General features: G+C 45.6%; 23 protein-coding genes. All 23 read left to right on the top strand.

From position 1 onward, the window contains the following. The first annotated feature begins 12 nt into the window (after positions 1–12). The 23 genes from tuf to secY all read left to right on the top strand — a co-directional run bounded on the left by tuf (position 13) and on the right by secY (position 11,766). A complete protein-coding gene (tuf, locus tag MFMK1_RS00625; protein ID WP_366923265.1) occupies positions 13–1,215 on the top strand; it encodes an elongation factor Tu in 1,203 nt (400 codons plus the stop codon). 152 nt (positions 1,216–1,367) lie between these two features. After that, positions 1,368–1,676, top strand: coding sequence for a 30S ribosomal protein S10 (gene rpsJ / locus MFMK1_RS00620; protein WP_366923264.1), 309 nt, complete (start codon positions 1,368–1,370; stop codon positions 1,674–1,676). Between the two features lie 27 nt (positions 1,677–1,703). Then, a complete protein-coding gene (rplC, locus tag MFMK1_RS00615) occupies positions 1,704–2,333 on the top strand; it encodes a 50S ribosomal protein L3 (protein ID WP_366923263.1) in 630 nt (209 codons plus the stop codon). A gap of 25 nt (positions 2,334–2,358) precedes the next feature. Then, on the top strand, positions 2,359–2,982 hold the full coding sequence (gene rplD / locus MFMK1_RS00610) for a 50S ribosomal protein L4 (protein ID WP_366923262.1): 624 nt from the start codon (positions 2,359–2,361) through the stop codon (positions 2,980–2,982). Continuing rightward, on the top strand, positions 2,982–3,269 hold the full coding sequence (gene rplW, locus MFMK1_RS00605) for a 50S ribosomal protein L23 (RefSeq protein WP_366923261.1): 288 nt from the start codon (positions 2,982–2,984) through the stop codon (positions 3,267–3,269). Before rplD ends, rplW begins: the two co-directional genes overlap by 1 nt. Before the next feature lie 25 nt (positions 3,270–3,294). Continuing rightward, positions 3,295–4,122, top strand: a complete 828-nt coding sequence (rplB, locus tag MFMK1_RS00600; protein WP_366923260.1) for a 50S ribosomal protein L2 — start codon at positions 3,295–3,297, stop codon at positions 4,120–4,122. 26 nt (positions 4,123–4,148) lie between these two features. Beyond that, complete coding sequence (rpsS, locus tag MFMK1_RS00595; protein ID WP_366923259.1) at positions 4,149–4,433, top strand: 30S ribosomal protein S19; 285 nt, start codon at positions 4,149–4,151, stop codon at positions 4,431–4,433. A gap of 19 nt (positions 4,434–4,452) precedes the next feature. Continuing rightward, the gene (gene rplV, locus MFMK1_RS00590) at positions 4,453–4,797 is read left to right on the top strand and encodes a 50S ribosomal protein L22 (RefSeq protein ID WP_366923258.1); all 345 of its coding nucleotides are present in this window, start codon (positions 4,453–4,455) and stop codon (positions 4,795–4,797) included. Then, positions 4,797–5,456: a 30S ribosomal protein S3 gene (gene rpsC / locus MFMK1_RS00585; protein ID WP_366923257.1), complete on the top strand. Its 660-nt coding sequence runs from the start codon at positions 4,797–4,799 to the stop codon at positions 5,454–5,456. The genes rplV and rpsC overlap by 1 nt, the downstream gene beginning before the upstream one ends. Positions 5,457–5,458: 2 nt before the next feature. Beyond that, the gene (rplP, locus tag MFMK1_RS00580; RefSeq protein ID WP_366923256.1) at positions 5,459–5,893 is read left to right on the top strand and encodes a 50S ribosomal protein L16; all 435 of its coding nucleotides are present in this window, start codon (positions 5,459–5,461) and stop codon (positions 5,891–5,893) included. After that, positions 5,883–6,083, top strand: a complete 201-nt coding sequence (gene rpmC / locus MFMK1_RS00575; RefSeq protein ID WP_366923255.1) for a 50S ribosomal protein L29 — start codon at positions 5,883–5,885, stop codon at positions 6,081–6,083. The genes rplP and rpmC overlap by 11 nt, the downstream gene beginning before the upstream one ends. A gap of 19 nt (positions 6,084–6,102) precedes the next feature. Continuing rightward, entirely contained in the window at positions 6,103–6,366 is a 264-nt protein-coding gene (rpsQ, locus tag MFMK1_RS00570; RefSeq protein WP_366923254.1) for a 30S ribosomal protein S17, read from the top strand. A 33-nt stretch (positions 6,367–6,399) separates the two neighbouring features. Beyond that, positions 6,400–6,768, top strand: coding sequence for a 50S ribosomal protein L14 (gene rplN, locus MFMK1_RS00565; protein ID WP_366923253.1), 369 nt, complete (start codon positions 6,400–6,402; stop codon positions 6,766–6,768). A 30-nt stretch (positions 6,769–6,798) separates the two neighbouring features. After that, positions 6,799–7,125, top strand: a complete 327-nt coding sequence (gene rplX, locus MFMK1_RS00560) for a 50S ribosomal protein L24 (protein ID WP_366923252.1) — start codon at positions 6,799–6,801, stop codon at positions 7,123–7,125. Positions 7,126–7,157: 32 nt separating this feature from the next. Further along, positions 7,158–7,697 carry a 50S ribosomal protein L5 gene (gene rplE / locus MFMK1_RS00555; RefSeq protein ID WP_366924843.1) on the top strand — a complete coding sequence of 180 codons (540 nt, stop codon included), beginning with the start codon at positions 7,158–7,160 and terminating at the stop codon, positions 7,695–7,697. A 24-nt stretch (positions 7,698–7,721) separates the two neighbouring features. Then, positions 7,722–7,907 (top strand): type Z 30S ribosomal protein S14, encoded by a 186-nt coding sequence (locus MFMK1_RS00550; RefSeq protein WP_366923251.1) that lies wholly within the window; start codon positions 7,722–7,724, stop codon positions 7,905–7,907. 27 nt (positions 7,908–7,934) lie between these two features. Further along, a complete protein-coding gene (gene rpsH / locus MFMK1_RS00545) occupies positions 7,935–8,333 on the top strand; it encodes a 30S ribosomal protein S8 (protein ID WP_366923250.1) in 399 nt (132 codons plus the stop codon). A gap of 40 nt (positions 8,334–8,373) precedes the next feature. Beyond that, on the top strand, positions 8,374–8,916 hold the full coding sequence (gene rplF / locus MFMK1_RS00540) for a 50S ribosomal protein L6 (protein WP_366923249.1): 543 nt from the start codon (positions 8,374–8,376) through the stop codon (positions 8,914–8,916). A gap of 41 nt (positions 8,917–8,957) precedes the next feature. Next, complete coding sequence (rplR, locus tag MFMK1_RS00535; protein ID WP_366923248.1) at positions 8,958–9,323, top strand: 50S ribosomal protein L18; 366 nt, start codon at positions 8,958–8,960, stop codon at positions 9,321–9,323. A 25-nt stretch (positions 9,324–9,348) separates the two neighbouring features. Beyond that, positions 9,349–9,849, top strand: coding sequence for a 30S ribosomal protein S5 (rpsE, locus tag MFMK1_RS00530; protein WP_366923247.1), 501 nt, complete (start codon positions 9,349–9,351; stop codon positions 9,847–9,849). An 11-nt stretch (positions 9,850–9,860) separates the two neighbouring features. After that, positions 9,861–10,049, top strand: a complete 189-nt coding sequence (gene rpmD, locus MFMK1_RS00525) for a 50S ribosomal protein L30 (protein WP_366923246.1) — start codon at positions 9,861–9,863, stop codon at positions 10,047–10,049. A gap of 11 nt (positions 10,050–10,060) precedes the next feature. Next, entirely contained in the window at positions 10,061–10,504 is a 444-nt protein-coding gene (rplO, locus tag MFMK1_RS00520) for a 50S ribosomal protein L15 (protein ID WP_366923245.1), read from the top strand. Next, positions 10,504–11,766, top strand: a complete 1,263-nt coding sequence (gene secY / locus MFMK1_RS00515) for a preprotein translocase subunit SecY (RefSeq protein ID WP_366923244.1) — start codon at positions 10,504–10,506, stop codon at positions 11,764–11,766. The genes rplO and secY overlap by 1 nt, the downstream gene beginning before the upstream one ends. The last annotated feature ends 90 nt before the right edge of the window (positions 11,767–11,856 follow it).

Raw genomic sequence — 11,856 nt, 5'->3', positions numbered from 1 at the left:
GGAGAATACTCAATGGCTAAGCAAAAGTTTGAGAGAACAAAACCGCACGTAAACGTAGGGACAATTGGTCACGTGGACCACGGCAAAACTACGCTGACAGCAGCGATTACTTTTACCCTGTCAAAGGGCGGCGGTGCCGTAGCTACGGCATATGACCAGATTGATAACGCCCCAGAGGAGAAAGAGCGTGGCATCACCATTTCCACAGCCCACGTAGAATATGAGACTGACAATCGGCACTATGCACACGTTGACTGCCCCGGCCACGCAGACTATGTGAAAAACATGATCACCGGAGCAGCTCAAATGGACGGAGCTATTTTGGTAGTAAGCGCAGCAGACGGTCCGATGCCCCAGACACGTGAGCACATTTTGTTGGCGCGTCAGGTAGGCGTACCTTATATCGTAGTATTCCTAAATAAAGCGGACATGGTAGATGACGAAGAATTAATGGAACTTGTAGAAATGGAAGTAAGAGAGCTTCTAAGTGAATATGAGTTCCCCGGTGACGACATTCCCATAGTATCCGGATCTGCACTAAAGGCATTGGAATGCGGCTGCGGTGAAAAAGACTGCGAATGGTGTGGTAAGATTCACGATCTGATGGCAGCAGTTGACGAATATATACCTACGCCAGTACGGGATACAGATAAGCCATTTCTGATGCCGGTAGAGGACGTATTCAGTATTACCGGCCGTGGCACAGTGGCAACCGGCAGAGTAGAGCGCGGTATTGTCAAAGTAGGCGACGAGATAGAAATCGTTGGTTTACAAGAAGCGACCAGAAAGACTATAGTAACCGGCGTAGAAATGTTCCGCAAGCTGATGGACCAGGCGGAAGCAGGAGACAATATTGGTACCCTGCTGAGAGGTGTGGACCGGAAAGAGATTGAGCGTGGTCAGGTATTGGCCAAGCCCGGTTCCATTAAGCCACACACCAAGTTTTCCGCAGAGATATATGTATTAACCAAAGAAGAGGGTGGCCGCCATACACCATTCTTTAAGGGCTACCGTCCCCAGTTTTACTTCCGGACCACAGACGTGACCGGCATCGTAGAACTACCCGAAGGTGTAGAGATGGTAATGCCCGGGGATAACATCAAGATGGAAATAGACTTAATTATCCCCATCGCTATTGAAGAGGGACTGCGCTTCGCTATCCGCGAAGGCGGACGCACTGTTGGTGCCGGAGTTGTAAGCGCAATTTCAGAGTAGTATTAGTAATCCAAGTGAGGCTGACGGCCGTTTGGCTGTTAGCCCCTTGTCATGCAAAAGTGTTTTGCGATGAGGTGGAAGGTTGCTGGAATTACTCCAGGTAATTTTCACTGAGAAGGTCCGGTAATCGGGCGGAGAAGGAGGAAAAAGTAATGGCAAAGCAAAAAATTAGAATTCGTCTTAAGGCGTTTGATCATAAAGCATTGGATCAGTCTTCCCAGAAAATCGTGGAGACAGCTAAGCGTACGGGCGCAGAGGTGTCCGGTCCAATTCCTTTGCCTACAGAGAAAAATATCTATACTATCTTGCGTTCACCCCATGTAAACAAAGATTCTCGTGAGCAGTTTGAAATGCGGACCCATAAGCGCTTGATTGATATTGTCGAACCCACTCCGAAGACTGTCGATGCTCTCATGCGTTTGGACTTACCCGCCGGTGTGGACATCGAGATTAAGCTGTAACCTGCAGCCATAGGAGGTGGAATAGAAATGAGCAGAGCAATTCTAGGTAGGAAAGTTGGAATGACTCAGATATTTACCGAGGACGGCAGCTTTATTCCTGTTACGGTTATCGAAGCCGGTCCCTGTGTAGTAGTACAGAAAAAAACGGTAGAGACTGATGGTTATAATGCAATTCAGATTGGATTTGCCAACCAGAAACCTGGTGCCGTGACCAAACCTATCAAGGGCCATTTTAACAAAGCGGATGTCAAACCATTAAGATACCTTCGGGAAATTCGCGTTGATAATCCGGATGATTATCAAGTGGGTCAAGAAGTTAAAATCGAAGATATCTTCAAGGCCGGTGACTTTGTTGATGTTACGGGAATATCTAAGGGTAAAGGATTTACAGGCAGCATTAAAGCCCATGGCTTCAGCAGAGGCCCTATGAGTCACGGTTCTCATTACCATCGCGGTTCGGGCGCATTGGGCTCGTTAGGTCCTAACCGGGTATTTAAAGGCCGACCATTGCCTGGCAGAAGAGGCAGTGACAGAGTCACCGTTCAAAAGTTAGAAGTAGTTAAAACTGATAACGAACAGAATTTACTCTTGGTAAAAGGTTCTGTGCCGGGTGCTAAAAAAACTATTATGATGGTTAAAGACTCGGTTAAGGCTTAACTATCCAGGGAAGGAGGAGTAAGAGATGCCTAAAGTGGCTCTATATAATGTTCGGGGAGAGCAGGTAGGAGATGTAGAACTTCAAGACAGCGTCTTCGGTGCACCTATCAACGAGCATGTAATGCACGAAGCTGTAGTGGCTCATCTAGCTAACCGGCGTCGCGGTACTCACGCCACAAAAAGTCGTGGCGAAGTGAGGGGAGGCGGCAAAAAGCCTTGGCGTCAAAAAGGGACCGGTCGTGCGCGTGTTGGTACTATTCGTTCTCCGTTATGGCGCGGCGGTGCCATAACATTTGGCCCCAGTCCCCGGGATTACAGCACTAGTATTCCTAAAAAAGTACGGCGTCTGGCTATCAAGTCTGCATTATCGTCAAAGGTCTTGGAAGGCAGTTTGATAGTTGTGGATGATTTAAAATTTGAAAAGCCCAGGACTAAAGAGATGGCCGGTGTGCTTAATGCACTGGGCATAGAGGAAAAGGCTTTGGTGATTTCTAACGGTGAAGGAGACAATGTGAGATTGTCCGCCAGAAACATCGCCAGCGTCAAGCCTTTAGCCCCTATTAATCTTAATGCATACGACATCTTGAACTATAACAAGGTGGTCATTACTAAAGATGCGGTCCACAAAGTGGAGGAGGTGCTTGGTTAATGCGTCGTCCCCATGAGATTCTGGTGCGTCCGGTAATTTCAGAACGCACTGTCGAGCTGATGGAAGATAACAAATACACATTTATTGTCGCTAAGAAAGCGAATAAAAGCGAGATTAAAAAGGCCGTTGAAGAGATCTTCGATGTTACCGTCACCCGGGTGAACACCTTGATGGTAAGAGGGAAAAACAGGCGGATGGGTCGTTTTGAAGGTAAGACTCCAGACCGAAAAAAGGCCATTGTTACTCTTAAACCCGGAGACAAAATCGAAGTGTTTGAAGGGCTATAGGTTTAGGTAAAAGGAGGGTATTCAAATGGCGATTAAAAAGTTTAAGCCCACCTCACCGGGCCGCCGCCAAATGACGGTTTCTACATTCGAAGAGGTTACTAAAAAGGAACCGGAAAAATCATTGGTGGAGCCGGTCAAAAAGACCGGTGGCCGCAACGCGCAAGGTCGTCTGACCGTTCGTCACCGTGGCGGCGGGCATAAACGTTTATACAGAGTGATTGATTTCAAGAGAAATAAAGATATAATTCCGGCAAAAATTGCCGCAGTTGAATATGATCCCAATCGGTCCGCTAATATTGCCTTACTGCATTATGCGGACGGGGAAAAGAGCTACATTCTAGCCCCTAACGGTTTGGGCGTGGGTGACATGGTTGAATCCGGTGAAGGTGCGGACATTAAGGTTGGTAATGCACTGCCGCTGAAGAACATTCCTGTGGGTACAATTATTCATAATATCGAACTACAACCGGGTAAGGGCGGACAGCTTTGTCGTTCTGCCGGGACATCTGCGCAGTTGATGGCGAAAGAGGGAAAACACTGTCATCTTCGTCTTCCTTCTGGGGAGGTTAGATTGGTGCTGCAGGACGGCAGAGCTACCATCGGACAGGTGGGCAACATCGACCATGAGAACATTACTATCGGTAAAGCAGGGCGTTCACGGTGGAAGGGTATTCGGCCCACTGTTCGTGGTGTGGTAATGAACCCTGTGGACCACCCCCACGGCGGTGGTGAAGGTCGTTCACCTGTCGGTCGAAATCCTGTTACTCCTTGGGGCAAACCGGCTCTGGGTGCAAAGACCCGGAAGAAAAATAAGCCTTCTAACCGGTTGATTGTGAAACGGCGTAAGGGTTAATGAGTACGAGGAAGGAGGCGTAATGAATGGGAAGATCCTTAAAAAAAGGTCCATATTGCGATCCCAAATTGCTTAAGAAGATAGAAGAAATGAATGAAAATGAACAAAAGCGAGTAATTAAAACCTGGTCGCGCAGTTCTACCATATTTCCACAGTTTGTCGGTCATACTATAGCGGTGCATGGTGGCAGGAAACACATTCCCATTTACATCACTGAAGATATGGTTGGGCATAAACTAGGTGAATTTGCACCTACTAGAACGTTCAAAGGACATGGATCACATACGGAACGTTCCACATCTTTGAAATAGATTGAGAGGGGGGTTAACCATGGAAGCTAAAGCAGTAGCTAGGTATATTCGCGTTTCTCCGCGGAAAGTGCGTCAGGTGGCCAACATGATTAAGGGCAAAGATATACTGGAAGCGCAGGCGGTGCTGAAATATACGCCTAAAAGGGGTGCTGGATATATTGCCAAAGTTCTGCAGTCTGCTGTGGCTAACGCTGAGCATAACTACGAAATGGACCCCGACAATATGTATGTGGCCAATGCCTACGTTGATCAGGGGCCAACATTGAAAAGATTTATGCCCAGGGCAATGGGCAGAGCTGATAAGATTAGAAAAAGGACCAGTCACATTACCGTGGTGGTACGGGAAAAGGAGGAGGTTAATTAGTGGGGCAGAAAGTTCATCCTAAAGGTCTGCGTATAGGCATCATTAAAGACTGGGATGCCAAATGGTATGCTGACAAGGATTATGCTGATTTACTGTATGAAGACATTGAAATAAGACGCTTTCTGAAAAAACGACTATATGATGCAGGTATTTCCACTGTCGAAATTGAACGTGCAGCTAACCGTATTAAGATTTCCATCCATACTGCTAAACCTGGTATTGTTATTGGCCGCGGTGGGTCGGAAGTGGAAGCACTGCGTAAGGAATTGGAAAAATTAACAGATAAAAAAGTTAATGTTAATATCGTGGAAATCAAAAGGCCTGAATTAGACGGTCAACTGGTTTCGGAGAACGTTGCATCTCAGCTGGAACGAAGAGTTTCTTTTCGCCGGGCTATGAAGCAAGTTGTATCCCGCTCCATGCGGTTTGGGGCCGAAGGCATTAAAATAATGTGCGCCGGTCGTTTGGGCGGTGCGGAAATTGCTAGAACCGAATGGTATAGTGAAGGAAAAGTACCGCTGCATACTTTAAGAGCAGATATTGATTATGGATTTGCGGAAGCCAATACAACTTACGGTAAGATTGGCGTAAAGGTTTGGATTTATAAAGGCGAAGTACTTCCTGAAGCAAAAGGTAAAGTGAAGGAAGGAGGCAACTAACCATGTTGATGCCGAAAAGGGTAAAATGGCGTAGACAACACCGGCCAAGTCTTTCTGGTAAAGCTATAAAGGGCAGTAATGTTGATTTCGGTGAATACGGTCTGCAGGCATTAGAACCGGCCTGGATCACTAGCCGTCAAATCGAAGCAGCACGTATCGCTATGACCCGTTATATCAAACGGGGCGGGAAAGTTTGGATTAGAATTTTCCCTGATCGTCCTATTACGGCAAAACCAGCGGAAACCCGTATGGGTAGTGGTAAAGGCTCTCCGGAATACTGGGTAGCTCCTGTGAAACCGGGTAGGATTATGTTTGAAATGGCCGGAGTGACTGAAGAAATAGCCAAAGAAGCAATGCGCTTGGCTAGTCATAAGTTGCCGATTAAAACCAAGTTTATAAAACGTAACGAAGTGGGTGGTGAGGCCGATGAAAGCTAATCAGCTACGGGATTTAACCACAGAAGAATTGGTGCGGAAAGTTGATGATTTCAAAGAAGAATTGTTTAACTTACGTTTCCAATTAGCTACCGGCCAGTTGGATAATCCTTTGCGTATTAAAAATGTCCGCAGGGATATTGCCAGAGCTAAGACTGTTTTAAGAGAACGGGAATTAAAACAGGAAGCGTAAGTGAAAGGAGGAAAGGCACTTGGCTGAGAGAACTTTGCGTAAGGGCCGTGTTGGCCACGTTGTTAGTGATAAAATGGAAAAAACAGTGGTTGTATCTGTTGAAACCTATGTTCGCCATCCGCTTTATGGCAGAACGGTTAAGAAAAGTAATAAGTTTAAAGCTCATGATGAGGCCAACCAATGCAGGATTGGCGATAAGGTAAAAATCGTTGAGACCCGTCCGTTGAGCAAGGATAAGCGCTGGCGGATAGCGGAAATCCTGGAAAAAGCCCAAAAGCTATAGTATTGGTTGCGAGTCGAAAGGGGGTAACATCACATGATACAAGCCCAGACGATGCTAAAAGTCGGAGACAACACTGGTGCCAAAAAATTAATGTGCATTCGAGTGCTGGGTGGTTCAGGGCGCCGATATGCTGCGGTTGGTGATATAGTAATCGCATCTGTTAAGGAAGCGGCACCTGGTGGTGTGGTTAAAAAAGGTGATGTTGTTAAGGCAGTTGTGGTACGAACCAAAAAAGGTAATAGAAGACCTGATGGAACCTATATACGTTTCGATGAAAACGCAGCGGTAATCATTAACGACCAAGGCCAACCCAAAGGAACGCGTATTTTTGGTCCGGTTGCCAGGGAACTGCGTGACAGGGATTATATGAAGATTGTTTCGTTAGCACCCGAGGTGCTTTAGGTTATTAACCGGTTTGCGGAGGTGAAAATATTGGCAAGCCCTAAAGTTCATGTAAAAAAAGGGGATACCGTCGTTGTAGTTAGCGGAAAAGATGTTGGCAAAAAGGGCAAGGTACTGCAGGTGCTGCCCCGGGATATGCGGGTAGTGGTAGAAGGTGTAAACGTAGTAAAACGCCATACCAAAGCTACTCAACAGATGCCCCAAGGCGGTATAGTGGAAAAAGAGGCCCCAATTGCCAGCTCCAATGTGATGGTATACTGCAGCAAGTGCAATCAGCCCACCAAAATTGGCAAGAAGTTTCTTGATGACCAAAGTAAGGTGCGCGTTTGCAAGAAATGCGGTGAAGATTTAGATTAAGGTTGTTCTGCCGGAAAGGGGGTAAAATTATGGTGGCAAGACTAAAAGAAAAGTACCTGAAAGAAACGCAACCGGCATTGAAAGAAAAGTTCGGTTACAAGAATACCATGGAAGTGCCAAAACTGGAAAAAGTGATTATTAACATGGGAGTGGGCGAAGCTACTCAAAACCCCAAAGCCCTGGATGGCGCGGTGGAAGATTTAACCGCAATTACTGGGCAAAAGCCGGTAATTACCAAGGCAAAAAAATCAGTGGCGGCGTTTAAATTGCGGGAAGGTACTCCCATCGGTTGCAAAGTTACCCTGAGAGGGGATAAAATGTACGAATTTGTAGACCGGTTGGTGAATGTTACCTTGCCCCGGGTAAGGGACTTTAACGGCGTTTCCCCCAAGGCCTTTGATGGTCGCGGTAACTATACCCTGGGTATGAAAGAACAGTTGATTTTCCCGGAAATTGATTATGATAAGGTAGATAAAGTCAGAGGGATGGACATTGTTTTTGTTACTTCAGCTAAGTCTGATGAAGAATCACGAGAATTGTTGCGTTTAATGGGAATGCCATTTAGACAGTAAAAAGCCAAGGAGGAGGGATAAACAGTGGCAAAGAAATCTATGATCGCCAAAGCAAAGCGCACGCCCAAGTACCGAGTGCGGGCCCACAACCGCTGCAGAGTCTGCGGCCGTCCCCATGGTTACATGCGGAAATTTGGTATCTGCCGAATTTGCTTCCGTGAACTGGCGTATAAAGGTGAAATACCCGGCGTTACCAAGTCTAGCTGGTAATATAGATATCGGAAGGGGGTAGTTAAGATGGTAATGACGGATCCGATTGCAGATTTGCTGACCAGAATTCGCAATGCGAGTATGGCCAATAAAAGTACAGTTGAAGTGCCTGCCTCCAAGATTAAAAAAGCGATTGCTGAAATATTCAAGGCAGAAGGCTACATCAAAGATGTTGAATATGTTGATGACAGCAAACAGGGTATTTTAAGGCTGTACCTAAAATATGGTAAGAGTAATGAAAAAGTAATTACCGGCCTGAAAAGAATCAGCAAACCGGGATTGCGTGTTTATGCTAATAAAGATGAAATACCAAGGGTTTTAGGCGGCTTGGGTGTGGCGGTTATTTCCACTTCCAAAGGAGTAATGACCGATAAAGCAGCTCGCCAGGGAGGAACTGGTGGCGAAGTCATCTGTTACATTTGGTAAGAAACACTTATAGCAGTTTTTCACGACAGGAGGTGTCATTATGTCCAGAGTTGGTAGATTGCCTATAAACATTCCTGAGGGTACGGAAGTTAATAAGACTGGAAACAAAGTTACCGTTAAGGGACCAAAAGGGCAACTGGAAAAAGAATTTCACCCGGAAATTGATATTAACATTGAAGACGGTGTAATTAATGTGACCCGTCCCACTAATAAAAAGCAGCATCGTGCACTGCATGGGCTGACCAGAGCACTGTTAAACAATCTGGTTCAAGGTGTTACAAATGGTTTCCAAAAAGGACTCGAATTGACTGGTGTAGGTTATCGGGCTAATATGCAGGGTAAAAAATTAGTGCTACATGTGGGTTATTCACAGCCGGTAGAGATGGAGCCGCCGGCGGGTATAGAAATTGAGACACCTGTTCCTACCAAGATTATCGTTAAAGGTATTGATAAAGAATTGGTGGGTGCAATTGCCGCAAACATTCGGAAAGTGAGAGAACCGGAACCCTATAAAGGCAAAGGTATCAGGTATGAAGGCGAGCGGATCCGCAGAAAAGTTGGTAAGGCCGGATCTGCCAAGTAATACTACCTTGTCTGGGTTGCTGCAGAAAGGAGTGACATTCCTTGTTTAAAAAGTATAACCGTAAGGCGGTTAGAGATAAAAAACGGAGACGATTACGTAACAAACTATTTGGGACATCAGAACGCCCGCGTCTGTCCGTTTATCGCAGTTCTAAACACATCTATGCACAAGTAATTGATGATACTGTTGGCAGCACACTGGTAGCGGCCTCCACTTTAGATGCAGATATAAAAGGTGAAATCATCGGTGCTAATGCAGAAGCTGCAAAGAAAACGGGCCAGCTGGTGGCAAAAAAAGCCCTTGAAAAAGGAATTAAAAAGGTGGTATTTGATCGGGGTGGATACATTTATCACGGTCGAATAGCTGCGCTGGCAGAAGGTGCCAGAGAAGGCGGCTTGGAATTTTAAAGTTTTTGGCAAAGGAGGGAAATGAATGGTCGGTATTGACCCTAATAAACTGGAACTGAATGAGAAAGTTGTTAGTATTAACCGTGTAGCTAAAGTTGTAAAAGGCGGACGGCGCTTCAGTTTTAGTGCTTTGGTTGTTGTAGGAGACGGTAACGGATATGTAGGAGCGGGCTTCGGTAAGGCAAATGAGGTCCCTGGAGCTATTCGTAAGGGAATAGAAAACGCTAAGAAAAACCTGATTAAAATTCCTTTGGTGGGTACTACTATTCCCCATGAGATGGTAGGAAGATTCGGGGCTGGACGGGTATTATTAAAGCCCGCTTCGGAAGGTACCGGAGTTATTGCCGGTGGCCCTGTACGTGCGGTACTTGAACTGGCCGGTATCAGAGATATTTTGACCAAGTCCCTGGGCTCTGCCAATGCCAACAATATGGTATATGCTACACTAGAAGGATTGAAAAGCATGAAACGCGCTGAGGATGTTGCAAAACTCCGTGGCAAATCCGTTGAAGAGTTGCTTGGGTAGGAGGAATGGCAATGGCAAAGAAATTGAAAATTACACTCAAGAAAAGCATTATCGGACAGAATGAACAACAGCGTGGTACAGTGGCCGCATTGGGTTTGAGAAAATTGCACCAAAGCGTGGTCAAGGAAGACACACCCAATATTCGCGGCATGGCTGAGAATGTAAATCATTTAGTGGTTGTAGAAGAAATTGAGGTTTAGGAGGTGTAGCTGTGGTTAGACTCCATGAACTCAAGCCAGCAGAAGGTGCCAAAAAAGCTTCTACCCGTAAGGGAAGAGGTATTGGCTCCGGTTTAGGAAAAACATCCGGCCGCGGTCACGGCGGGCAAAACTCCCGTTCCGGCGGCGGTGTTAGACGTGGTTTTGAAGGCGGACAAATGCCTTTGACCCGTAGGCTTCCTAAACGCGGCTTTACAAATATTTTTGCTAAGGAAATCGCGATTGTAAATCTGGATCAGTTAAATGCTTTCAACGAGGGAACTGAAGTCACTCCCGAGCTATTGGTACAAGAAGGCATCGTTAATCAGGTCAAGGATGGTATCAAGATATTGGCTAACGGAGAATTGACTAAATCCTTAACAGTAAAAGCAAATTTCTTTAGTAAAGCAGCAGCCGAAAAAATTGAGGCTGCCGGTGGAAGAGCTGAGGTGGTATAATGTTTGCCAGTTTAAAGTCTGCCATGAAGATAGATGACCTGCGTAGAAAGATTGTTTTTACGATACTGATGTTTTTTGTCTTCCGTCTTGGGGCGCATATCCCCGTGCCGGGGATTGATACAGCGCAGTTAAAGCAACTGATGGACAGCGGTACCCTGTTTGGTTTTATTGATGTAATATCCGGCGGGGCATTCAAAAAGTTTACTATTTTTGCTATGGGCATCATGCCTTACATCAACGCATCCATTATCATGCAGCTGTTGACTGTGGTAATCCCATATTTGGAGCGCCTGGCCAAGGAAGGTCAGGAAGGGCAAAAGAAGATTGTTCAGTTTACACGTTACGGTACGGTTATTCTAGGTTTTATTCAGGCAGTTGGTATGGCTTTTTATTTGGGTAAGGCCGGTGTATTGGAGAATGCCGGCATCGGGTCTTATGCCGTTATAGCTATCACTTTAACAGCCGGCACGGCTTTTCTCATGTGGCTGGGTGAAATGATTACGGAAAAAGGAATTGGTAATGGTATTTCCTTAATTATTTTCGCTGGGATTGTATCCCGTCTGCCTGCAGGTCTATACGGTATGTACCAATACGTGTCCACAGGTGAGACCAGTATTTTTGCGGTACTATTTTTCTTGGTAATTGCTCTTGTGGTAATTGCCGGTGTTGTAGCTATTCAAGAAGGGCAGAGACGCATTCCGGTGCAGTATGCAAAACGAGTGGTAGGTAGAAAAGTTTACGGCGGACAATCAACACATATTCCGCTTAAAGTGAATCAGGCGGGAGTAATTCCGGTTATTTTTGCCATGTCAATCTTACTTTTCCCTACAACTATTGCATCATGGTTTCCCAATAATGCTTTTGCTCAAACAATAGTAGGGATATTTAGCTTTAGGTCTGTGTCGTATATGGTTATGTACGCGCTATTGATTATTTTCTTCACTTATTTTTATACTGCGGTTACGTTTAATCCCCAGGATGTTGCGGATAACATGAAAAAATATGGTGGTTTTATTCCTGGCCTGCGGCCGGGAAGACCTACAGCTGAGTATATTGATAGGGTTTTGACTAGAATCACGTTATCCGGTGCCATTTTCCTGGCAGCGATTGCATTACTGCCTAACTTAGTTATGGCACTGACAGGTTTGAACATTTATTTTGGTGGTACAGCACTGCTGATTGTAGTAGGGGTAGCATTAGAGACCATGAAGCAAATAGAGTCTCAGCTATTAATGCGTAACTACCAAGGTTTTATGAAGTAGATTGCTTCGCTTAACGTGCATCAGCATAAAGAAACTTTGCTTGTGCCGCAAAGAATAGAACACTAGCTTTAAAAGGTGTAAGCTTTTGGC

The organism is Metallumcola ferriviriculae (genome assembly GCF_035573695.1).
In the GTDB taxonomy this organism is placed as follows: Bacteria; Bacillota; JADQBR01; order JADQBR01; family JADQBR01; genus Metallumcola; species Metallumcola ferriviriculae.
This window is presented reverse-complemented; position numbering and strand designations above follow the sequence as displayed.

Bases quoted from the DNA above. Each gene is read 5' to 3' on its own strand.
- rplN (WP_366923253.1), top strand. From the start codon at position 6,400: ATGATACAAGCCCAGACGATGCTAAAAGTCGGAGACAACACTGGTGCC.
- rpsH (WP_366923250.1), top strand. From the start codon at position 7,935: ATGGTAATGACGGATCCGATTGCAGATTTGCTGACCAGAATTCGCAAT.
- rpsJ (WP_366923264.1), top strand. From the start codon at position 1,368: ATGGCAAAGCAAAAAATTAGAATTCGTCTTAAGGCGTTTGATCATAAA.
- rplV (WP_366923258.1), top strand. From the start codon at position 4,453: ATGGAAGCTAAAGCAGTAGCTAGGTATATTCGCGTTTCTCCGCGGAAA.
- rplW (WP_366923261.1), top strand. From the start codon at position 2,982: ATGCGTCGTCCCCATGAGATTCTGGTGCGTCCGGTAATTTCAGAACGC.
- rpmC (WP_366923255.1), top strand. From the start codon at position 5,883: ATGAAAGCTAATCAGCTACGGGATTTAACCACAGAAGAATTGGTGCGG.
- rplC (WP_366923263.1), top strand. From the start codon at position 1,704: ATGAGCAGAGCAATTCTAGGTAGGAAAGTTGGAATGACTCAGATATTT.
- secY (WP_366923244.1), top strand. From the start codon at position 10,504: ATGTTTGCCAGTTTAAAGTCTGCCATGAAGATAGATGACCTGCGTAGA.
- rpmD (WP_366923246.1), top strand. From the start codon at position 9,861: ATGGCAAAGAAATTGAAAATTACACTCAAGAAAAGCATTATCGGACAG.
- rplD (WP_366923262.1), top strand. From the start codon at position 2,359: ATGCCTAAAGTGGCTCTATATAATGTTCGGGGAGAGCAGGTAGGAGAT.
- rplP (WP_366923256.1), top strand. From the start codon at position 5,459: ATGTTGATGCCGAAAAGGGTAAAATGGCGTAGACAACACCGGCCAAGT.
- rpsS (WP_366923259.1), top strand. From the start codon at position 4,149: ATGGGAAGATCCTTAAAAAAAGGTCCATATTGCGATCCCAAATTGCTT.
- rplB (WP_366923260.1), top strand. From the start codon at position 3,295: ATGGCGATTAAAAAGTTTAAGCCCACCTCACCGGGCCGCCGCCAAATG.
- rplF (WP_366923249.1), top strand. From the start codon at position 8,374: ATGTCCAGAGTTGGTAGATTGCCTATAAACATTCCTGAGGGTACGGAA.
- tuf (WP_366923265.1), top strand. From the start codon at position 13: ATGGCTAAGCAAAAGTTTGAGAGAACAAAACCGCACGTAAACGTAGGG.
- rpsE (WP_366923247.1), top strand. From the start codon at position 9,349: ATGGTCGGTATTGACCCTAATAAACTGGAACTGAATGAGAAAGTTGTT.